The sequence below is a fragment of the Paraburkholderia sp. RL17-381-BIF-C genome (assembly GCF_046026435.1).
GTDB lineage: Bacteria > Pseudomonadota > Gammaproteobacteria > Burkholderiales > Burkholderiaceae > Paraburkholderia.
Map to the genome: position 1 here is coordinate 23459 of NZ_JARESX010000059.1, position 22149 is coordinate 45607.

At 63.8% G+C, this 22149-nt stretch carries 19 protein-coding genes; 12 read left to right on the plus strand and 7 right to left on the minus strand.

Going from position 1 to position 22149, the window contains the following annotated elements; all coding sequences use genetic code 11:
• Positions 1 to 57: 57 nt before the first annotated feature.
• From P0D70_RS27635 to P0D70_RS27660, 6 genes are all read left to right on the plus strand, one after another.
• Positions 58 to 4254: a YhdP family protein gene (locus P0D70_RS27635; protein ID WP_408186802.1), complete on the plus strand. Its 4197-nt coding sequence runs from the start codon at positions 58 to 60 to the stop codon at positions 4252 to 4254.
• A gap of 129 nt (positions 4255 to 4383) precedes the next feature.
• Positions 4384 to 5235 carry a carbon-nitrogen hydrolase family protein gene (locus P0D70_RS27640; protein WP_408186803.1) on the plus strand — a complete coding sequence of 284 codons (852 nt, stop codon included), beginning with the start codon at positions 4384 to 4386 and terminating at the stop codon, positions 5233 to 5235.
• A gap of 120 nt (positions 5236 to 5355) precedes the next feature.
• Entirely contained in the window at positions 5356 to 6822 is a 1467-nt protein-coding gene (gene tldD / locus P0D70_RS27645) for a metalloprotease TldD (protein WP_091796678.1), read from the plus strand.
• 378 nt (positions 6823 to 7200) lie between these two features.
• The gene (aroG, locus tag P0D70_RS27650) at positions 7201 to 8274 is read left to right on the plus strand and encodes a 3-deoxy-7-phosphoheptulonate synthase AroG (protein WP_408186804.1); all 1074 of its coding nucleotides are present in this window, start codon (positions 7201 to 7203) and stop codon (positions 8272 to 8274) included.
• 188 nt (positions 8275 to 8462) lie between these two features.
• Positions 8463 to 8813 (plus strand): type II toxin-antitoxin system RelE/ParE family toxin, encoded by a 351-nt coding sequence (locus tag P0D70_RS27655; RefSeq protein WP_408186805.1) that lies wholly within the window; start codon positions 8463 to 8465, stop codon positions 8811 to 8813.
• A gap of 17 nt (positions 8814 to 8830) precedes the next feature.
• A complete protein-coding gene (locus P0D70_RS27660; RefSeq protein ID WP_408186806.1) occupies positions 8831 to 9163 on the plus strand; it encodes a helix-turn-helix domain-containing protein in 333 nt (110 codons plus the stop codon).
• A gap of 75 nt (positions 9164 to 9238) precedes the next feature.
• Here the strand turns inward: P0D70_RS27660 and P0D70_RS27665 are convergent, their stop codons facing one another.
• On the minus strand, positions 9239 to 9793 hold the full coding sequence (locus tag P0D70_RS27665) for a cob(I)yrinic acid a,c-diamide adenosyltransferase (RefSeq protein ID WP_408186813.1): 555 nt from the start codon (positions 9791 to 9793) through the stop codon (positions 9239 to 9241).
• A gap of 207 nt (positions 9794 to 10000) precedes the next feature.
• Between P0D70_RS27665 and P0D70_RS27670 the strand changes: the two genes are divergently transcribed.
• The 6 genes from P0D70_RS27670 to proC all read left to right on the plus strand — a co-directional run bounded on the left by P0D70_RS27670 (position 10001) and on the right by proC (position 17085).
• Entirely contained in the window at positions 10001 to 11416 is a 1416-nt protein-coding gene (locus tag P0D70_RS27670; RefSeq protein WP_408186807.1) for an FAD-linked oxidase C-terminal domain-containing protein, read from the plus strand.
• Positions 11417 to 11487: 71 nt separating this feature from the next.
• Positions 11488 to 12981 (plus strand): FAD-linked oxidase C-terminal domain-containing protein, encoded by a 1494-nt coding sequence (locus P0D70_RS27675; protein ID WP_091796683.1) that lies wholly within the window; start codon positions 11488 to 11490, stop codon positions 12979 to 12981.
• A 150-nt stretch (positions 12982 to 13131) separates the two neighbouring features.
• Positions 13132 to 14220 carry a glycolate oxidase subunit GlcE gene (glcE, locus tag P0D70_RS27680; protein WP_091796684.1) on the plus strand — a complete coding sequence of 363 codons (1089 nt, stop codon included), beginning with the start codon at positions 13132 to 13134 and terminating at the stop codon, positions 14218 to 14220.
• A gap of 8 nt (positions 14221 to 14228) precedes the next feature.
• Positions 14229 to 15455 (plus strand): glycolate oxidase subunit GlcF, encoded by a 1227-nt coding sequence (glcF, locus tag P0D70_RS27685; protein ID WP_408186808.1) that lies wholly within the window; start codon positions 14229 to 14231, stop codon positions 15453 to 15455.
• 37 nt (positions 15456 to 15492) lie between these two features.
• On the plus strand, positions 15493 to 16191 hold the full coding sequence (locus P0D70_RS27690; protein ID WP_091796686.1) for a YggS family pyridoxal phosphate-dependent enzyme: 699 nt from the start codon (positions 15493 to 15495) through the stop codon (positions 16189 to 16191).
• Between the two features lie 78 nt (positions 16192 to 16269).
• Positions 16270 to 17085 (plus strand): pyrroline-5-carboxylate reductase, encoded by an 816-nt coding sequence (proC, locus tag P0D70_RS27695; protein WP_408186809.1) that lies wholly within the window; start codon positions 16270 to 16272, stop codon positions 17083 to 17085.
• Between the two features lie 95 nt (positions 17086 to 17180).
• Here the strand turns inward: proC and ubiA are convergent, their stop codons facing one another.
• From ubiA to P0D70_RS27725, 6 genes are all read right to left on the minus strand, one after another.
• Positions 17181 to 18044 (minus strand): 4-hydroxybenzoate octaprenyltransferase, encoded by an 864-nt coding sequence (gene ubiA / locus P0D70_RS27700; protein WP_091796688.1) that lies wholly within the window; start codon positions 18042 to 18044, stop codon positions 17181 to 17183.
• A 218-nt stretch (positions 18045 to 18262) separates the two neighbouring features.
• Positions 18263 to 18760 (minus strand): Dps family protein, encoded by a 498-nt coding sequence (locus P0D70_RS27705; RefSeq protein ID WP_012431774.1) that lies wholly within the window; start codon positions 18758 to 18760, stop codon positions 18263 to 18265.
• 152 nt (positions 18761 to 18912) lie between these two features.
• Positions 18913 to 19074: a hypothetical protein gene (locus tag P0D70_RS27710; RefSeq protein WP_408186810.1), complete on the minus strand. Its 162-nt coding sequence runs from the start codon at positions 19072 to 19074 to the stop codon at positions 18913 to 18915.
• An 86-nt stretch (positions 19075 to 19160) separates the two neighbouring features.
• The gene (locus P0D70_RS27715; RefSeq protein ID WP_408186811.1) at positions 19161 to 20615 is read right to left on the minus strand and encodes a catalase; all 1455 of its coding nucleotides are present in this window, start codon (positions 20613 to 20615) and stop codon (positions 19161 to 19163) included.
• A 92-nt stretch (positions 20616 to 20707) separates the two neighbouring features.
• Complete coding sequence (locus P0D70_RS27720) at positions 20708 to 20845, minus strand: hypothetical protein (RefSeq protein ID WP_408186812.1); 138 nt, start codon at positions 20843 to 20845, stop codon at positions 20708 to 20710.
• Positions 20846 to 21027: 182 nt separating this feature from the next.
• On the minus strand, positions 21028 to 21987 hold the full coding sequence (locus P0D70_RS27725; RefSeq protein WP_091796691.1) for a LysR substrate-binding domain-containing protein: 960 nt from the start codon (positions 21985 to 21987) through the stop codon (positions 21028 to 21030).
• Positions 21988 to 22149: the final 162 nt, after the last annotated feature.

Below are 22149 nucleotides of genomic sequence, written 5' to 3' on the forward strand. Positions count from 1 at the left end.
CGTGTGTTACATTTCGTCGTTAATTCGCAAAACTACCATACGCCCACCCGCCGCAGCATGTCCGAGCGAAACGAATCCGCCGACCCTCACGAAACCGGGCAGGTCCGGCCTGTGAGCGGAAGCGACCACATCGTGCTGCGTCGGACCTTTCACGTGGTCCTCGCGATCGCGCTCGTCCTGTACTTCGTTGCCACGGGTCTGTTTCTCGCATTGCGCTATGTGGTGCTGCCGCGCGCCGACTCGTTCCGCCCGCGCATCGAGGCGATCGTTTCAGAAAAGCTCCATGCGCAGTTCACCATCGGCAAGCTCGCGCCATATTGGAGCGGCTTCCAGCCGGGCCTCGACGTCACCAACCTCGTGATCCGCGATCACGAAGGCAAAACCGCGCTGACGATTCCGCACGCCACCGCCACGCTTTCGTGGAAATCGCTCTGGCAGTTTCATCCGGCGCTCTCCAGCCTGATCGTCGATCAGCCGGACGTGCTGGTGTCGCGCAGCAGCGACGGCGTGCTCTCGGTGGCGGGCGTGCCGGTGCCGACGCGCCACAGCGGCAACGATGTCCTGTCCACCTGGCTGTTGCGTCAACAGGCGATCGTGGTGCGCGGCGGCGTGCTGCGCTGGCGCGATGCGCAGCGTGACGCACCCGAGCTTGCCTTGCGCGATATCCGGATCGCGATTCTCAACGACGGCTACGATCACCGGCTGGCGCTACAGGCGCCCGCCGAAGGGCATGTCCTGCACGGTCCGCTTGATTTCCGCACCCATTTCAGACACGCGCCGCTCTCGGCAATCGGCAAGCCGATCAACTGGACGGGCCAGGTATACGTCTCGACCGGCCCGGTCGATCTGCCGACGCTCGCGCGTTACGTCAATTCGCCATTCGAGATGTATGCCGGCAGGATCGACAACGCGATCTGGATCGACTTCGCCGAGGGTCGCATGAAGTCGGCCGGCGGACAGCTCGCCGGCGCCGACGTCGCCATGCGGGTACGTCCGACCCAACCGAAGCTGCTAGTGCCGGTGGCCAACTTTTCGTGGCGCCTCGAGGCCGAACAGGGCGACTACAGGCTGCAACTGAGCCAGCTGCACGCCGAACTCGGCCAGCCGCCGCTCGACGACGGCACGCCGCTCACGCGCATGCTCGCGTTCGACACGCTGAACGGACGCTTCCGGACTGCCTCGCAGCAGCATGGACAACTCGTCAGCGTGAGCGGCGATCGCGTCGACCTCGGCGTCCTCGCCGAATTCAGCCGCGCGTTGCCGCTGCCGGGGCGCCTCCTGAACAATCTGGTGCGCTACAACCCGCGCGGTCTGGTGGCCAACTATCTGATCGAAGTCGAGCGCGGCAAGCCGGAGTCCGGCGAAGCGGGTAGCGACCATCGCCCGAGCGGCGCCGAGCCGATCGAGCGTTATCGCTTCAAGGGCGATCTGCAAGGCATCAGCGTCGCCGCGCAGGAACCGCCGCCGGGGCTCACGCCGCTGAATCACCCGCGCGCGGGGATCCCCGGTATCGAGAATCTGTGGGGCAGCGTGGATGCCGACGAAAACCACGGCACCGCCCTGCTCGACACCTCCAACGTCGCCATTACGCTGCCGGGCGTGTTCGACGACCCGCGCCTGAAGCTCGACCGCCTGCACGGCCGCGCCGACTGGACGATTACGCCGAAAGCGCCGGGCGAGAACCGCCCTGCGTTCACCGTGAAGCTGGCCGATTTCGGCGTCTCGAACGCCGACGTCGCAGCCACCGCCAGCGCCGACTACAGCAACCCGGGCCACGGGCGAGGCTCGCTCGATCTGAAAGCCGACTTCCAGCGCGCGAAGGTGACGCGCATCACCCGCTATCTGCCCACCAGCATCAGCGAAAAGCTGCGCATCTATCTGGGCCACGGTTTGCAGGCCGGCATGTCGCACGGCGCGACGATCGAAGTGCACGGCGATCTGACCAAGTTCCCCTATTCGCGCGACCCGAGCGCCGGGCAGTTCCATATCGTGGCGCCGTTCAAGGGCGGCAAGTTCGATCCGACGCCCTACCCGCCGCGCAAGATGAAGAACGGCACGCCGAACGTGTGGCCGGCGCTCGACGGCATCGACGGCGTGTTCGAGCTCAAGCAGAACGTGATGCGCTTCGACATCGACCGGGCGCATTACAAGCAGGTCGCGCTCACCGGCGTCAACGGCCGGATCGACGACCTCGGCACCAAGGCGTCGAGCCTCGTCATCAAAGGCGATGGCCATGGTCCGCTCGCCGACATGCTCGACTATGTGAATGCCAGCTCGCTCGGCATCATGGCGAAGCACGAGACCGAGAAGGTGCGCGCCGAAGGGCCCGCGTCGCTCGCGCTCAAACTGACGGTGCCGCGCACGCCCAAGCCGCATATCGCCGTGGAAGGCGCGGTCGGTTTCCAGAACAACCGCCTGAGCGTCGAGAACGTGCCGCCGCTGTCGCAACTGAAGGGCAAGGTGCATTTCACCGAGCACACGGCGCAAGTGGACCGGCTCTCCGGGCAATTCCTCGGCGGCGATATGCATGCCAATGGCGGTCTGAAGCAGGACGGCACGTATGCGCTCGACCTCGGCGGCCATATCGCCGTCGACGCGGCACGCGGACTCAACCTGCATGGCCCGACCGCGCAGGTACTGACGCGCATGAGCGGCAGCGCGCCGTACGCGCTCAACGTGCGCGGCGCCAAGGGACGTTTGCCCGAAGTGACGGCGAACTCCGATCTGACCGGCCTCGCGCTCGACTTCCCCGCGCCGTTCAACAAGCCCGTCGGCACGCCGATGCCGCTGCGCTTCGCCGTCGGCCCGTCCACTACGTCGGGCGAAACGGGACTGGAGCGCGCCGATCTCACCTTCGGCCCGATCGCCGCCGCCTATCTGCTGCGCTATCAGCCGAAAACGCCGCCCACGGTCGTGCGCGGCGCGGTCGGCGTGAACAGACCCGCCGACCTGCCGTCCGAAGGCGTGATCGCCGCCGTCGACCTGGACGCATTCGACGCGGACGCGTGGCGCGCGCTGGTCACGCAATTACGCAGTAAAGATGCGCCCGCGCCCGCCACGGCCACCGCGACACCGCCCGCGCCGAATCCGGTCGTCGCGCAATTCCTGCCGAGCCGCTTTGCGGTGCACATCGACACGCTGACGCTGCTCAAGCGTCACTGGGACAGCGTGATCGTGGGCGCGTCGCATGCGGATCGCACATGGCAGGCGAACATCGCGTCGAATCAGGTGTCCGGCCACGTGTCCTGGCTGCCTGGCCCGACCAAAGACTCGCCCGGCACGCTGCAGGCGCGCTTTGCCCGCGTGGTGATTCCGTCGGCCACCGACAAGGATCTGCTCGGCCAGGCGATCTCGGCGCCCGCGCAGAACATGCCGTCCATCGACCTGGTGGTCAACGAATTGATCGTGCGCGACCACAACATTGGCCGTCTCGAAGTCGACGCGCACAACTTCGACGAAGACGGCGTGCCGGTCTGGCAACTCGACAAGCTCGATATCACCAACCCCGCCGCCACGCTGACCGCCACCGCCAACTGGCGGACCTCGACCGAGCTCGGCAGCAGCGCCGACGAAGCCACGCCGCGCCGCACCGTGTTCGATTTCAAGCTGGACATCAAGGACGCCGGCGCGCTGCTGGAACGCTTCGGCCAGCCGCGCACGCTCAAGGCGGGCAGCGGCTCGCTCTCGGGTAAGATGATGTGGCAAGGCGGTCCGACCAGGATCGACTATCCGACCTTCAACGGCAATCTGGCCGTCGATCTGCGCCACGGCCAGATCCTCAAGGTCGATCCGGGCGTCGCCAAGCTGCTGGGCGTGCTCAGCCTGCAAAGTCTCGCGCGCTTCGCCACCCTGAACTTTCGCGACGTGATCGGCGAAGGCCTGCCGTTCGAGCACGTCACCGGCACGGCGCAGATTCACAACGGCATTGGCCGTACCGAGAACTTCGAGATGGTCACCGCCCCGGCGCGCGTCGAGATGAAGGGTTCGGTCGATCTCGCCCAGGAGACCCAGGATCTGCACGTTCAGGTCGTGCCGACGGTCAGCGCCGGCGCCGCCGTGATCGCCGCGACAGTCATCAATCCGCTGCTCGGGCTGGGCGCGCTGGTGGCCGATCTGGCGTTCACCCAGTCGGTCTCGCACGCCTTCGCCCGCGAGTATGCGATCACCGGTTCGTGGTCGAAACCGCACGTCGAGCGGGTGAAGAGCGATCGCGGTAAGATGGACGCTCCGGCTTCGACCGTGGAAGCGCACTGAGCCTGTCTCCGACCCTTTGCCCGGTCAGACAGGCGCCGTACGGCACGATCGGTCCCAGCCAGCCTTGAACGACGTATGCGGCGCAAGCGGTTCGCGCCGCCGCCTTGCCGGGAGTTTTCCGAAACGCTCATGAGCGAAACACACGTCTCTTCAACCGTCTCCAGCGGTTCCCTGGAAAGCGCCTTCCGGGTCGCCGCGCTGCAAATGGTGAGCACCCCGGATCGCGACCGTAATCTCGCCGAAGCCGGGCGCCTGATCGCCGAGGCCGCCGCCGGCGGCGCGCAACTCGTCCTGTTGCCTGAGTACTTCTGCTTCATGGGCTTCAAGGACACGGACAAGCTCGCCGTGCGCGAACCCTATCAGGACGGCCCGATCCAGCGCTTTCTCGCCGACGCCGCGCGCCGCCACCAGGTCTGGGTGATCGGCGGCACGCTGCCGTTGATGTCGCCAGAAGCGTCGCGCGTGCTGAACACCACGCTGGTGTTCGACCCGCAAGGCAACAAGGCCGCGCGCTACGACAAGATCCACCTGTTCAACTTCGAAAAGGGCGAGGAATCGTTCGACGAAGCGCGCACCATCTGCCCCGGCGGCGAAGTCCGCAGCTTCGAAGCGCCGTTCGGCCGTGTCGGCCTGTCGGTCTGCTACGATTTGCGCTTTCCGGAGCTGTACCGGCGCATGGGCGACTGCGCGCTGATCGTCGTGCCGTCGGCGTTCACATACACGACCGGCCGCGCGCATTGGGAAATGCTGCTGCGCGCCCGGGCGGTCGAAAACCAGTGTTATGTGCTGGCCGCGGCGCAAGGCGGCAAACATGAAAATGGCCGCCGTACCTGGGGCCACAGCATGCTGATCGACCCGTGGGGCGAAATCGTCGCGGTGCGCGACGAAGGCGCAGGCGTGGTCGCCGGCAATCTCGAGCGTGCGCGCATCGACGAAGTGCGACAGAGTCTGCCCGCCTGGCGTCATCGCGTACTCAGTTGACTCCCCTGACCACATTGATCAACCCACTCGTGTGACATTGAAAGTGCGGCGCCCTGGACTCATCTGGTGAGTGACAGACGCGCTAACCGAATCCTTCGTATCGAGCAGAACATACTTCGCATGAACATCATCGAACCCGGTATCCGTAATCTCGCCACCGCCAAGGACATTCTCCTGACGCCCTACGGTCTCGACGAAGCCCTGCTCACCCGCACGCTCGCCGAAATCTTCACGCACAAGATCGACTACGCCGACCTGTATTTCCAGTACACGCGCAGCGAAGCGTGGAGTCTCGAAGAAGGCATCGTGAAGTCCGGCAGCTTCAGCATCGACCAGGGCGTCGGCGTGCGCGCCGTGTCGGGCGACCGCACGGCTTTCGCCTATTCGGACGACCTGTCGCCCGAAGCGATCCGCCAGGCGGCGCTCGCCACCCGTTCGATCGCCAAGGCAGGCGGCGGCAAGCAGAAGATCAAGGTGGCCTCGTCGCTGACCGGCATCGCCGGGCGCGATCTGTATCTGCCGGCCGATCCGCTGCATTCGCTCGACGCCACCGCCAAGGTCAAGCTGCTCGAGCGCATCGAAAAGATGGCGCGCGGCCGCGATCCGCGCATCCAGCAGGTCATGGCCGGCCTCGCCGGTGAATACGACGTGGTGCTGGTCGCACGCAGCGACGGCGGCTTCGCGGCCGACATCCGGCCGCTCGTGCGTGTGTCGGTCACCGTGATCGCCGAGCAGAACGGCCGCCGCGAAATCGGCAGCGGCGGCGGCGGCGGCCGCTTCGACTACGGCTATTTCACCGACGACGTGCTGTCAGGCTACGTCGACGACGCCGTGCATGCGGCGCTGGTCAACCTCGACGCGCGTCCGGCGCCGGCCGGCGCGATGACCGTCGTACTCGGACCGGGCTGGCCCGGCGTGCTGCTGCACGAGGCGATCGGCCACGGTCTCGAAGGCGACTTCAACCGCAAGGGTTCGTCGGCATTCGCGGGGCGCATCGGCGAACAGGTCGCCGCCAAGGGCGTGACCGTGGTGGACGACGGCACGCTGCCGAACCGCCGCGGCTCGCTCAATATCGACGACGAAGGCAATCCGACCCAGTGCACCACGCTGATCGAAGACGGCATTCTGAAGGGCTACATCCAGGACACGCTGAACGCGCGTCTGATGAAAATGCCGGTTACGGGCAACGCGCGCCGTGAGTCGTACGCGGCGCTGCCCATGCCGCGCATGACCAACACGTACATGCTCAACGGCGACAAGGACCCGCAGGAAATCCTCGCCTCCGTGAAGAACGGGCTGTATGCGGTGAACTTCGGCGGCGGCCAGGTCGACATCACGAACGGCAAGTTCGTGTTCTCGGCGTCCGAGGCGTACATGATCGAAAACGGCAAGGTCACGTACCCGGTGAAGGGCGCGACGCTGATCGGCAGCGGCCCGGAATCGCTCAAATACGTGACCATGATCGGCAACGACATGAAGCTCGATTCGGGCGTCGGCGTCTGCGGTAAGGAAGGCCAAAGCGTTCCGGTGGGCGTCGGCCAGCCCACGCTGCGCATCGAGAAGATGACAGTCGGCGGTACTGCCTGATTTTGCAGCAAACGCATACTTCGTGCATGCATTGCGCGAAGTATGCGGATTTCCCGCATTTTTACGCCCCGCGGCTTGCAAGCTCAGCCTGCCCGGGTTATAAAGTCACTCACCCTTTTTGACCTGCGACCTCATTCGTCATGTCCGCCAAGTTTTATTTTTACTTTTTTTGGCATCTCAGACCGCTGGCGGATCGAGAGGGGTGTTAGTGCACGCAGAACACCGAGAATTCCCGAAAAACCGCCAGCCAGCCTGGCGGTTTTTTTTCGCCTCATGTCTTTAAAACTTTATTTTTGATGATTGTCCGCTCTGGCATCGCTGCTTCATCGCAATCCTGACTGCCCGCGCGAACACGCTACGAACCGATTGGAGAACACCATGCCCCCGCACAATACCGACGATGTCCGCATCCGCGAGTTGAAAGAACTCACGCCGCCCGCTCACCTGATCCGCGAATTCGCCTGCGACGAAACGGTGTCCGACGTGATCTACAACTCGCGCACCGCGATGCATCGCATTCTGCACGGCATGGAAGATCGTCTGATCGTCATCATCGGACCGTGTTCGATCCACGATACGAAGGCCGCGATGGAGTACGCGGGGCGGCTGGTCGAGCAGCGCAAGCGCTTTGCCGGGGAACTTGAAATCGTGATGCGCGTGTACTTCGAGAAGCCGCGCACGACGGTGGGCTGGAAGGGTCTCATCAACGACCCGCACATGGACAACAGCTTCAAGATCAACGACGGCCTGCGCACCGCGCGCGAGTTGCTGTTGCGCATCAACGAACTCGGCCTGCCGGCCGGCACCGAATACCTCGACATGATCAGCCCGCAGTACATCGCCGACCTGATCTCGTGGGGTGCGATCGGCGCGCGCACCACGGAATCGCAAGTGCACCGCGAACTGGCTTCGGGCTTGTCGTGCCCGGTCGGCTTCAAGAACGGCACGGACGGCAACGTCAAGATCGCCGTCGACGCGATCAAGGCCGCCTCCCAGCCGCACCATTTCCTGTCGGTCACCAAGGGCGGCCACTCGGCGATCGTCTCGACCGCGGGCAATGAGGACTGCCACATCATCCTGCGTGGCGGCAAGACGCCGAACTACGACGCGGACAGCGTGAACGCCGCGTGCGCGGACATCGGCAAGGCCGGTCTCGCCGCGCGTCTGATGATCGACGCGAGCCACGCGAACAGCTCGAAGAAACACGAGAACCAGATTCCGGTGTGCGCGGATATCGGCCGCCAGATTGCTTCGGGTGACGAACGGATTGTCGGCGTGATGGTGGAATCGCACCTGGTGGCGGGCCGCCAGGATCTGCAGGAAGGCTGCGCGCTGACGTACGGCCAGAGCATTACCGACGCGTGCATCGGTTGGGACGAAAGCGTCGCCGTGCTGGAAGGCCTCGCCGACGCAGTGAAGCAACGTCGTGTGGCGCGTGGCAGCGGCAACTGAACCCACACTGATTGCAGCAGCGGATGCACGGAAAAACCCGGCTCGATGGTGAGCCGGGTTTTTTGTTAGCCGAACGGACGAATGGTGCTCCCTTAACCGCCTCGGTACCTTAACAACCTATGGCCGGGTCGAATGCGACTTGACCGGGATGAAGGTTGCGTATAAGATTTTGTACATGAAAGGCGGCTATGGAGCAGGAAAAAGAAATTCGCTGGCTAGGCTCCAGCTATAGCGATTTACTCGCTTTTCCCGAGGAAATGCGTCGTCGAGCGGGGTTTCAACTCGGCAAAATTCAGGCAGGCCTCGACCCTGACGACTGGAAGCCGTTTGACTCGATCGGCCCCGGAACGCGCGAGATTCGCATCAGGGAAGCAGACGGCATTTATCGCGTCATGTACGTGACCAAGTTCGTGGAAGCACTGTACGTGCTGCATTGCTTCCAGAAGAAAAGCCAGAAGCTGGGTCCGCGCGACAGGAAGATTGCCGAAACGCGGTATCGCGCAATCAGGTCACACCACCTCTGGTCACATCACCATTAACAATAGGAAAACTAACAATGACGATCGACACCAAAATTCGTCACGTAAGCAGGCCCGGCGCCAATCTGTTCCTCGAGCTCGGCTTTTCCGCTGAAGAGGCGAAGCGGCTGCACGCGGCGTCGCAGAAACAGATCAACGACACGCGGCTGCTAAAGGAGCAACTCATGACAGAACTGTCCACGTGGATCGAACAGCATCATCTGAAACAGGCCGAGGCGGCCGAGATCCTGATGGTGTCGCGCCCGCGCGTGTCCGACGTGGTCAACAAGAAGACCACCAAGTTCACTATCGATACGCTGGTGGAAATGATGAGCCGGATCGGCAAGCCGGTCACGCTGGCGGTCGGCTAACGTGTATGGATCGCCAACGCGTATGGTGTTGCATGCAACATCGCGCTGTCATACACGTATCGCCACGGCTCGACTCTAGTCTGCGCCGCGCTCGTGTTGCCACAGCACGTCAGTGCCGCCGTCCGCACGGTTGAGCACGCGCGCAAGCACGAACAATAGATCCGACAGCCGGTTCACATACTGGCGCGGCGCGGCGTTGATGGTCTCGTATTCCCCCAACGCAACAATTGCCCGTTCGGCGCGCCGGCATACCGTGCGGCACACATGTGCGAGCGAAGCCGCGCGCGAGCCGCCGGGCAGAATGAACTCCTTCAGCGGCGGCAAGTCGGCGTTGTAGTCCGCAAGCCAGTCGTCGAGTTGGGCGAGATGCCCGTCGGTAATCATCGTATAGCCGGGAATGCATAGCTCGCCGCCAAGGTCGAACAGGTCATGCTGAATCGCGACCAGCGCCGCACGAACCTTGTCCGGTAAGGTTTCACACAGCAGTACGCCGAGGTTGGAGTTGAGTTCGTCCACGTCGCCGATCGCGGCGATCCGTGCGCTGTCTTTGCGCACACGGGTGCCGTCGCCGAGACCCGTGGTGCCGTCGTCGCCCGTTCGGGTAGCGATCTTGCTCAAGCGGTTGCCCATCATATCTCCCATGCATTCAGTGACGACGCGCGGCCCCATGTATCCCAACGCGGCTCATCGGGCACCGCGTTTATCCATATTGCGCGCATCGTGAAGTCGCCGCCATTATAGAAGCGCCCGCCTGCTCCAACGCCGGCCCGTGGGCGATCGGCGTAAAATGAAACAGATGCTGCAAACCAGCATTGCCCCACCTATCAGGAGACATGCGTGAATCATCCCGTGCCGCCGGCCCCGCTGCGCCGGCCGTTTCCCGCCGAGCTGCTGAGCGCGCTCAAAGCCGCGTTCGCCGACCGCGTGTCCGTATCCGAAGCCGTGCGCGCGCATCACGGCCGCGACGAGTCGCCGTTCGATCCCCAACTGCCTGACGCTGTCGTGTTCGCCCGCACCACCGAAGACGTGCAAAACGTCGTCAAACTGTGCGGCCAGTACAACGTCCCGATCATCCCTTACGGTAACGGCTCTTCGCTGGAAGGGCATTTGCTCGCGGTACAGGGCGGCGTATCGATCGATCTGTCTGAAATGAACCGGGTGTTGTCAATCAACGCCGAAGACCTGACGGTCACCGTCGAGCCCGGCATCTCGCGCAAGCAGTTGAACGAGGCATTGCGCGATACGGGCCTGTTCTTCCCGATCGACCCGGGCGCGGACGCGAGCATTGGCGGTATGTCGGCCACGCGCGCGTCCGGCACTAACGCCGTACGCTACGGCACGATGCGCGAGAACGTGCTCGGGCTGACCGTGGTTCTGGCCGATGGCCGCGTGATCAAAACCGGCACCCGCGCCCGCAAGTCGTCCGCGGGTTACGACCTCACGCGCCTGTTCGTCGGCTCGGAAGGCACGCTCGGCGTGATTACGGAAATTACAGTCCGCCTGTATCCGCAACCGGAAGCGGTGTCCGCCGCGGTGTGCGCGTTCCCGTCAATGGGCGACGCGGTCCGCGCGGTCATCGAAACGATCCAGATCGGCGTGCCGATCGCGCGCGTCGAATTCGTCGACTCGCTCGCTATCCGCTCGATCAACCGCCACTCGAATCTCACGCTGCGTGAAGCGCCCACATTATTCTTCGAATTCCATGGCACCGAGGCCGGCGTGAAAGAGCAGGCCGAACTGGTCCAGGACATCGCCGCGCAAAATGCCGGCGAAGGTTTCGAATGGGCCACGCGACCGGAAGACCGCAGCCGTCTGTGGAACGCGCGCCACAACGCCTATTTCGCCATGCTGCAACTGAAGCCCGGTTGCCGTGCGGTCACGACCGACGTCTGCGTGCCGATCTCGCGCCTCGCGGAATGCGTGGAGGAAACGGAACAGGACCTGAAGGACTCGCCGCTACCCTGCCCGATCGTCGGCCATGTCGGCGACGGCAACTTCCACGTCGCGATCCTGATCGATCCGAACAAGCCGGAAGAACTGGTCGAAGCCGAGCGCCTGAACCATCGCATCGTGCAACGCGCGCTGCGCATGGACGGCACCTGCACGGGCGAGCATGGCGTCGGCTTGCACAAGATGGGCTTCCTGCTCGAAGAACACGGTGAAGTCGCGGTCGACACCATGCGCTCCATCAAGCATGCGCTCGATCCGCACAATCTGATGAACCCGGGAAAGATCTTCACCTGGGCAGCTTGAGGCGTCTGCAGGCGCGGCTGCATAAGACAAGCAGCCGCGTGGGACTTGAAAGGCACGAGGAGACAAGTCACATGAACGCACCCGCTGAACTGACGGCCGAAGTACTCGCCCAGCGCCAGCGCGAAGTCGTGCAGGCGCTGATGGCCGTATTGCCGACCCATTGTTTGCTGTATCGGGAAGAAGACACCGTCGCCTACGAGTGCGACGGTCTCGCGGCCTACAGGCGTCTACCACTCGCGGTCGCGTTGCCGGAAACGGAATCGCAGGTGCAGCGCATCGTGCAGATCTGCCACCGTCTCGACGTGCCGATCGTGCCGCGCGGTGCCGGCACCGGCCTGTCCGGCGGCGCCATGCCGATCCGTCACGGCGTGGTGGTCTCACTCGCGCGCTTCCGTAAGATCGTGGAAGTCGACTCGTACGCGCGAACCGCCACGGTCCAGCCCGGCGTGCGCAATCTGTCCATCTCCGAGGCCGCCGCGCCTTACGGCTTGTATTACGCGCCGGACCCGTCGTCACAGATTGCCTGCACGATCGGTGGCAACGTCTCGGAGAATTCCGGCGGCGTTCACTGCCTCAAATACGGCCTGACGGTACACAACGTGCTGCGCGTGCGCGCCGTCACCATGGAGGGCGAAATCGTCGAATTCGGCTCGCTCGCGCCCGATGCGCCCGGCCTGGATTTGCTGGCCGTGCTGATCGGCAGCGAAGGCATGTTTGCGATCGTCACAGAAGTCACCGTCAAGCTGATCCCGAAGCCGCAAACCGCACAGGTCATCATGGCGAGTTTCGACGACGTGGTGAAAGGCGGCGACGCGGTGGCCGGCATCATCGCGGCGGGCATCATCCCGGCGGGTCTGGAAATGATGGACAAGCCGGCCACCCGCGCCGTCGAGGAATTCGTCAACGCGGGCTACGATCTCGACGCGGCGGCGATCCTGCTGTGCGAATCGGACGGCACACCCGAAGAAGTCGCCGACGAAATCGTCCGCATGACCGCGGTCCTGCGCGAACACGGCGCTACGCGCATCCAGATTTCCCGCTCGGAGAACGAACGTCTGCGCTTCTGGTCGGGGCGCAAAAACGCGTTCCCGGCAGCCGGGCGAATTTCGCCCGACTACTACTGCATGGACGGCACCGTGCCGCGCCGCAGTATCGGTCCGTTGCTGACGCGCATCGAGGCCATGGAGAAGACTTACAACCTGCGCTGCATCAACGTCTTCCATGCGGGCGACGGCAACATGCATCCGCTGATTCTGTTCAACGGCAACGATCAGGACGAGTGGCACCGGGCCGAAGCATTCGGTTGCGACATCCTCGAAGCGTGCGTGGAACTGGGCGGCACGGTGACCGGCGAGCACGGCGTGGGCATCGAGAAGATCAATTCCATGTGCGTGCAGTTCTCGCCCGAGGAGCGCGACGCGTTCCACGCGGTAAAACGCGCTTTCGACGCACCCGGCCTCCTCAACCCCGACAAAGGCATTCCCACCCGAGCGCGCTGCGCTGAGTACGGCAAGATGCACGTGCGCGGTGGCTTGCTGCCGCATCCGGACTTGCCGCGTTTCTAGCATTACCCCTGCCCGCCGACGCATCGCGCATAGCCCGCGCGCGCGCCGCTTTGCCTGCTTTCACCCTGATTACCCGATGCGGGTCCGCTCCTGGTTGCCAGAGCGCCCCCGCCCGGTACAATCAACCGAAACACAACGAAGCAGGACACCATGGAAGAGGACGACATCGTCGCCGGGTGGTCGGAACGTGTGCGTTCGGCCAGCGCCGAAGGGCACGCGTTGCGCATCCGTGGCGGCGGCACCAAAGACTGGTACGGTCAGACGCTGGAAGGTGACATCCTCGACACGCGCGCTTATCGCGGCATCATCGCGTACGACCCGGCAGAGCTGGTCATCACCGCGCGCGCGGGCACGCCCCTGCTGGAGATCGAGGCCACGCTCGCCGAGCACCATCAGATGCTCGCTTTCGAACCGCCGCACTTCGGGTCACAGGCCACCTTCGGCGGCTGCATCGCGGCAGGAATCGCGGGTCCGCGTCGACCCGCGGCCGGCGCCGCGCGCGACTTCGTGCTCGGCGCCGTGATCATGAACGGCCAGGGTCAAAAGCTGCATTTCGGCGGCCAGGTGGTGAAGAATGTCGCCGGCTACGACGTCTCGCGCCTGATGGCAGGCTCGCTCGGCACCCTCGGGCTGATCCTCGAACTGTCGATCAAGGTGCTGCCGTTGCCGCAGGCCGAAGCCACGCTCAAATTCGACATGAACGGCACCGACGCGGTCCGCAAGCTCAACGAATGGGGCGGCCGGCCGTTGCCGATTACCGCGAGTGCCTGGCGTCATGGCACGCTGGCCGTGCGCCTCGCGGGCGCCGAGGCGGCGGTCAAGTCGGCGCGCACGTCGCTGGGCGGCGAAGTCGTCGACGCGGTCGAAGCCGAACGCTTCTGGGCAGGACTGCGCGAACAGACCGACTCGTTCTTCGCCGCCATTCCGCCGAAAGCCGCGCTCTGGCGCCTCGCGTTGCCGTCCATTACGGAGCCGCTGCAACTGCCCGGCGCGCAGCTCATGGAATGGGGCGGCGCCCAGCGCTGGTGGATAACGGATACGGACGCGCAAACCGTGCGCATCAGCGCCAAGCAGGCCGGCGGCCACGCCACGATCTTCCGCACCGGCCACGGCTACGACCGCGGCGCGGGCGTATTCACTCCCCTTCCCGCGCCGATGATGAAAATCCATCGCGGCCTGAAAACCGCTTTCGACCCGGCCCGCATCTTCAACCGCGGCCGTCTCTACCCCGACTTCTGAGCGACGCGATGCAAACCAACCTCGCGGACTTCATTCGCAACACGCCGGACGGCGACGAAGCCGAAGGCATTCTGCGCAATTGCGTGCACTGCGGTTTCTGCACGGCCACCTGTCCGACGTATCAGATACTGGGCGACGAGCTCGACGGTCCACGTGGACGGATCTACCTGATCAAGCAAATGGTGGAGGGCGCGCCGGTCACGCGCAGCACTCAGGTTCACCTGGACCGTTGCCTGACCTGCCGCAACTGCGAAACGACCTGCCCATCCGGCGTGAAATATGGCCGGCTGGTGGAAATCGGCCGCAAGCTCACCGAAGAAAAAGTCACGCGGCCGCTCGGTCAGCGCCTGACGCGCCGGCTGCTCGCGAGCTTCGTGCCGAACAGCGCGCTGTTCACGCCGACCATGCGCATCGGCCAGCATTTTCGGGCGCTGCTGCCCAAGAAGCTGCGCGACAAGGTGCCCGCGCGCCAGCGTCCGCTCGAATGGCCGACCGCGAAACATCCACGCAAGATGCTGCTGCTGGCGGGCTGCGTGCAACCGTCGATGATGCCGAACGTCAACGTCGCCACCGCGCGCGTGCTCGACGCGCTCGGCGTCGAGACGCTGATCGCGCCGGACGCCGGCTGCTGCGGCGCGATCCGTCTGCATCTGGGCTACAACGACGACGCGCTCGACGACCTGCGCGCGAACATCGACGCATGGTGGCCGTACGTCGAACAGGGCGTGGAGGCGATCGTGATGAATGCGTCCGGGTGCGGCGCGACGGTCAAGGAATACGCGCACCTGTTGCGCCACGATCCGGCGTATGCGGAAAAAGCGCGCCGCGTGGTGGAATTGACGCGCGACATCGCGGAGATCCTGCCTGAGTTCGAAGAACCGCTGGTCTCGGTCACGCGGCGCCGCTCGGTTCATACGGTCGCGTTTCATCCGCCCTGCACGTTGCAACATGGTCAGCAGATACGCGGCAAAGTCGAGCATCTGCTGACCGCGCTGGGTGTCGAAGTGCGCCTGCCCGCTGACAGCCATCTGTGCTGTGGCTCGGCCGGCACCTATTCGCTGACCCAGCCCAAGCTCTCGTATGCGTTGCGGGATCAGAAGCTCGAACGGCTACAGGCGCAGGAGCCGCAGGTGATCGTATCGGCGAATGTGGGCTGCATTGCGCATCTGCAAAGCGGCACCTCCACGCCGGTCGCGCACTGGATCGAACTGGTCGAGCACATGCTGTCCGTATAATCGGGTAATCGACTTTCGCTGGACTTCTGGATCCGTCATGCCCGATCTGATTCACAACCTCGAAGCGGTGCGGCAGCGCATCGCCATGGCCGCGCACGTGGCCGGTCGCGATACGCGTTCGATCCATCTGCTCGCGGTCTCGAAGACTTTCCCCGCCGAAGACGTGCGCGCCGCCTACGCAGCCGGCCAACGCGCGTTCGGCGAGAACTACGTGCAGGAAGCCATCACCAAGATCGAGGCGCTCGCCGATCTGCGCGCCACGATCGAATGGCATTTCATCGGACCCTTGCAATCGAACAAGACACGGCCCGTCGCCGAGCACTTCGACTGGGTACACTCGGTCGATCGGCTGAAGATCGCGCAGCGGCTTTCCGAGCAACGCCCGGACAACCTGCCGCCGCTGAACGTGTGTCTGCAGGTCAACATCAGCGGCGAGGCGTCGAAGAGCGGCGTGAGCATTCCCGAGGCGGTGGAAGTCGCGCACGCGATCGCCGCCCTGCCGAAGCTGAATTTGCGCGGCCTGATGGCGATTCCCGAACCGGCCGGCGGCATCGACGAGCAACGCGTGCCGCATCGGCAGTTGCGTGAGTTGTTCGAGCGTCTGCGCGACGACGGACTCGAACTCGACACACTGTCCATGGGCATGTCGAGCGATCTCGAGGCCGCCGTGCTGGAAGGCGCGACGATCGTGCGCGTCGGCACTGCCATCTTCGGCGCGCGAGATTACTCTAACTGAGCGCTAGCTGCGCTCTAAGTGAGCCTCACGAGCCTCTTCCGGCTGCTGGGCTCTTCACTGCACTTCCTTCGGAACATCATGAAAATTGCTTTTATCGGCGGGGGCAACATGGCTGCCGCGTTGATCGGCGGCCTCATCAAGCGTGGCGTCGCGCCCGCTGACCTCTACGCAATCGATCCCAACGAAGACGCACGCAAGCGCAATGAGCAGCAATTCGGCATCAAGACCGGCGCCGCGGCGGATGCCGCGCTCGCCGCCTACGACGCCGTCGTGCTGGCAGTGAAGCCGCAAATCCTGAAGAGCGTCGCGGAGTCTTTGGCGCCGCATCTGAACGCGTCGCAACTGGCTGTGAGCATCGTCGCGGGTATTCGCATGGGCGACATGTCGCGCTGGCTGAACGGCCACAACCGTATCGTGCGCGTCATGCCGAATACGCCGGCGCTGATCGGCATGGGCGTAACGGGTCTCGTGGCGACCGCAGGTGTGGACGAAGCGGGCCGAGCGCTCGCGTCGCAAGTGCTCGGCGCGGTCGGCGAAACGGTCTGGTTCGACGACGAAGCGAAGATCGACGCCGTCACCGCAATCTCGGGCAGCGGGCCGGCCTACGTGTTCTATTTCATCGAGGCGTTGCAGGAAGCCGCGCGCCAACTCGGCATGGATGAAGCGCAAGGCCGCGCGCTGGCCGTGGCGACCTTCACCGGCGCGGCGCAACTGGCGGCGAATTCCGACGAGCCGCCGAGCCTGCTGCGCGAACGCGTGACATCCAAAGGCGGCACCACGGCGGCGGCGCTGGCGTCGTTCGAGGCGAGCGGTATCAAGGATGCGATCGTGCGCGGCGCACTCGCCGCCGACGCCCGCGCGAGAGAAATGGGCGACGAACTCGGCCGGGAATAAGCGCGTAAGCAGCGCATTGGAACTGAACGCCGCAGCGGTTCGATTCAAGCCGCCGCGGCGCTAGCGACGAAGAAATCCAAGGCCCTTGGGGAAAATCAGACCCACGCCGCCGCGTAATGCGCGGCGATACCGGCGAACAGCGCGCCGCCGAGCCAGTTGTTATGCCGGAACGCCGCGAAGCACGCCATCCGTTCGCGATGGCGAATCAGCGTGTAGTGATAGATCGCGCAGCCCGCGGCCGCCGCCCAACCCAGCCAGTACAGCACGCCGAAACCGAGCATCAGGCCGATACCCACGTAGATCCCCAGCGTCACCGCGTAGCAGAGCATGATCGCGGCCACGTCGAAGCGGCCGAACGTCAGAGCCGAAGTGCGGATGCCGATCTTGATGTCGTCGTCGCGGTCGACCATCGCATATTCGGTGTCGTACGCCACCGACCAGAATACATTGGCCAGCAGCATCACCCACGCGAGCATCGGCACGTGGTTCTGAATCGCGGCGAACGCCATGGGAATGCCGAAGCCGAACGCGATGCCCAGATAAGCCTGCGGAATCGCGAAGAAGCGCTTGGTGAACGGATACGAACCGGCGACGAAAAGCGCTGCCACCGAGAGTTCCTTGGTCAGCGTATTCAGCGGCAGGATCAGCAGAAATGCAAGCAACGACAAAGCGGCGGCCAGCGCCACCGCTTCCCACGCCTTGATCTTGCCCGACGTGATCGGACGATTCTCGGTGCGCTTCACGTAACGGTCGAAATCGCGGTCGGCGTAGTCGTTGATTGCGCAACCCGCCGAGCGCATCAGCACCGTGCCCACCGTGAAGATCACCAGCAGCGGCAACGACGGACGACCGTCCGACGCGATCCACAGCGCGTTGAGCGTCGGCCACAGCAGCAGCAGGCTGCCGATCGGCTTGTCCATGCGCACGAGGCGCAGATACAGGGGAAGTCGGGCGAACATGGGCGGAATCGGTGAAGTGCGAGACAGTGCGGCTATTTTACGGGATGCGGACGGCGGGTCGCCGCCGCGTGAGCAAGTCCGACAAGTCGGCGGCGCAAAAAACAAAGCCTCCCGCGCGGGGAGGCTTTGTTTGCCTTGCTTTGCATCACGTTTCAGCGCCGGCGCCGAACCGAAGCACCGCGTTGAAACCCGGGCGAAACGCCCGCTGCGCGCACCGCTTACGCCAGCATCGAGCGCAGCATCCACGCGGTCTTTTCGTGCGTTTGCATGCGTTGCGTCAGCAGGTCTGCGGTCGGCTCGTCGTTGGCGGCTTCCGTCGACGGGAAAATCGCGCGTGCGGTGCGCACCACGGCTTCCTGACCTTCCACCAGTTGGCGGATCATTTCTTCCGCAGCCGGTACGCCATCCGCTTCCGGAATGGACGACAGCTTGGCGAATTCCTTGTAGCTGCCCGGCGCATGCACGCCCAGCGCGCGAATCCGTTCAGCGATCGAATCGACCGCCAGCGCCAGCTCGTTGTATTGCGTTTCGAACATCAGGTGCAGCGTATTGAACATCGGACCCGTCACGTTCCAGTGGAAGTTGTGGGTCTTCAGATACAGCGTGTAAGTGTCGGCGAGCAGGCGCGACAGCCCTTCTGCAATCTTCTTGCGATCCTTGTCGCTGATCCCGATATTGACGTGCTGTACGGCTGCTGCGGCTTCTTTTTTGGCCATGATGACTCCTTCAAAGAGTGATACGAACCGGTCGGCAAGTGACGGTTTGCGGATAGCAAACTCGACATAACGAACGCCCGACAGTTTAGCTTAGAAAACTGCTGCGCCCGTATGACGCGTGGCCACTTGCCGCAGCCACGGCACGCCTTCTATCAGCCGCCCAGCGCGTGTTGCAGCGCCTGCGCGGCGATCACCGCGAACCCGCTCGTGGCGATCGCAAAACCCACGGCCTTACGCGCCATCAACGCGTACTGCTGTTGCGCGCCGCGCGCGGCTCGCGTGCCGCCCAATGTGGCCATCATCATCTGCATCATGATCGTGCTCCTTCGGTTCGTATCGATACCGGCGGGACGCAGATGCGTCCCACCTTGCTGCATCACTTGAACTGCTGCGTGGCGGCTTACCTGTTTTTGCCTTCCGCGAGGTCGGCCAGCGCCGCGATCACGCCTTGTGCGTAAGCCGGGTCGATGCGGCGGAAATGCTCGATCTGCCGCGCGACGATCTCCTGCGGCACACCGTTGATATGGCGTGCGATGTTGCCGAACAGACGCTCGCGCTGAGCCGTATCGAAGAGCGCGAACAGCATGGCGGGTTGCGTGTAGTAATCGTCGTCGAGACGATGATCGTAGCGATCCACCGCGCCCGCCGCGAGCGGCGGTTCGGACGCGTTGGCGTCCTGCGCGAAGTCGCCGAACCGGTTCGGCTCGTAATTCACATTGCCGCCGAGATTGCCGTCCGCGCGCATCGCGCCGTCGCGATGGAACGAATGCGGGCTCGGCACGCGCGATGCGTTCACCGGAATCTGGTGGTGGTTCACACCGAGGCGATAGCGCTGCGTGTCGCCATACGAGAACAGACGACCCTGCAACAGACGATCCGGCGAGAAGCCGATCCCAGGCACCACGTTGGCCGGCGTGAACGCCGCCTGCTCCACGTCGGCGAAATAGTTGGCCGCGTTGCGATTCAACTCGATCGTGCCCACGTCGATCAGCGGATAGTCCTTCTGCGACCACACTTTCGTGATGTCGAACGGATTGAAGCGATACGTTGCGGCTTCGGCTTCCGGCATCACCTGTATGGCGAAGCGCCATTTCGGGAAGTTGCCCTGCTCGATGTTCGTCAGCAGATCGCTTTGCGCGCTTTCGCGGTCTTGCGCGACCACCTGTGCGGCCTCTGCGTCGGTAAAGTTCTCGATGCCTTGCATCGACTTGAAATGGAACTTCACCCAGAAACGCTCGTTGGCCGCGTTGATGAACGAGTACGTGTGTGAACCGAAGCCGTGCATCTGACGGTAGTTTTGCGGAATGCCGCGATCGCTCATGAGGATTGTGACCTGATGGAGCGACTCCGGATGACGCGACCAGAAATCCCACGCGGCCACGTTGCTGCGCATGTTCGTGTACGGGTCGCGCTTTTGCGTGTGGATGAAGTCAGGAAACTTCAACGGATCGCGGATAAAAAACACGGGCGTGTTGTTGCCGACCACGTCCCAATTGCCTTCTTCCGTGTAGAACTTGATCGAGAAACCGCGCACGTCGCGTTCAGCGTCGGCCGCGCCACGCTCGCCCGCAACCGTCGAAAAGCGCATGAAAAGCGGCGTTTCCTTGCCGACCTGCGCGAACACCTTCGCCTTCGTGAAACGCGAGATATCGTGCGTGACCTTCAGCGTGCCGAAAGCGCCCGAACCTTTGGCGTGGACACGGCGCTCCGGAATCACTTCGCGATCGAAGTGGGCGAGTTTTTCCAGCAGCCAGACGTCTTGCAGGACAACCGGGCCGCGCGCGCCGGCGGTCATCGAATTCTGGTTGTCGGCGACGGGTGCCCCGGCGGCATTGGTGAGCTTACGTTCGGACATGCGTGACTCCTGAATGGCTTTTATCGAAACAGAATGGGGGGAGAGGCGCGCGGCGCACTGATGTCAGAGGCTCATGCGTTGTGCGTGATGCGTCATGCGGACAAGGCCCGATCGACCAGCAGGGACAACGCGACGGTGCGCATGCTGAGCATCGACGCGACAAAGCCACCGGACGCGGCGACCGATTGTGCGGCGAGGGCTTGAGCGGGCTGCGGGTTCAGTTGCGTCATGATTTCCTCCAGGTCTTGTGGGATCGGGCGATCCATGGAGGAAACTATACCAATACTATCGAATCATCGTGTTTGATTAATTTTATCTATTCGATAGGCGCTGCAGCTATCGACACCCATGACGGGCGCCGGGCCGGCTGCCGCAGATGCGCGGCGAACCGGCCTGGAAGCGGGTGTGACCGTTAGTTGACGGCGACCGGCAAGTCGAGCTTTTTGACGCCCGGCAGATCGCAGGCGCTGATGGCATCGCAAATCGCGTCGATGGCGGGCATGCGCGTGAAGCTTTTGCGCCAGGCCAGCACGACGCGGCGATCCGGCACGGGTTCGTCGAAGGCGACGTAGCTGAGCAGGCCGGCGTCGATGCCGCCGGCGTGCGGCTTGACTTCGTGCACCGACATGCGCGGCAGCACGGTAATGCCGACGCCGCTCGCCACCATATGGCGAATGGTTTCCAGCGACGACCCTTCGAAGGTCTTCTGAATACCGTCCGCGTTTTGCGAAAAGCGCATCAGTTCCGGGCAGACGCCCAGTACGTGGTCACGGAAGCAGTGGCCGCTGCCGAGCAGCAGCATGGTTTCCTGCTTCAGATCGTCGGCGTCGATTTTCGGGCGGTTTTCCCAGGCGTGACCGGACGGCAGCGCGACCACGAACGGTTCGTCGTACAGCGGGCGCAGCATCAGGCCGGTTTCCGGAAAAGGCAGCGCCATGATGGCGACGTCGATTTCGCCCTGTTTGAGCAGTTCGATCAGCTTGAGCGTGTAATTTTCCTGCAGCATCAAGGGCATTTGCGGGACGCGCTTGATCATCTGCTTGACGAGCGTGGGCAAGAGATACGGCCCGATCGTGTAGATGACGCCGAGGCGCAGCGGCCCGATCAGCGGATCTTTGCCCTGTTTGGCGATTTCCTTGATGGCGAGCGTCTGCTCGAGGACACGTTGAGCTTGCGTGACGATCTGTTCGCCGATCGGCGTGACGCTCACTTCGCTGGTGCCGCGCTCGAAGATCTGGACGTTGAGCTCGTCTTCGAGCTTTTTGATTGCGACCGACAGGGTCGGCTGGCTGACGAAACACGCTTCGGCGGCCCGGCCGAAGTGCCGCTCGCGGGCAACCGCGACGATGTATTTCAATTCGGTGAGCGTCATTGGGGGACCAATCAGTGCGATGAGTTTGATAGGTTCTAGTTATACACCTATAGGGTCGGTTCGCCAACCTCCTGGGGTTGTGTGGGGGGCTTTTGGGGTTTGGGTTATGGGTCTTTGGTCTTTGGTCTTTGGTCTTTGGTCTTTGGTCTTTGGTCTTTGGTC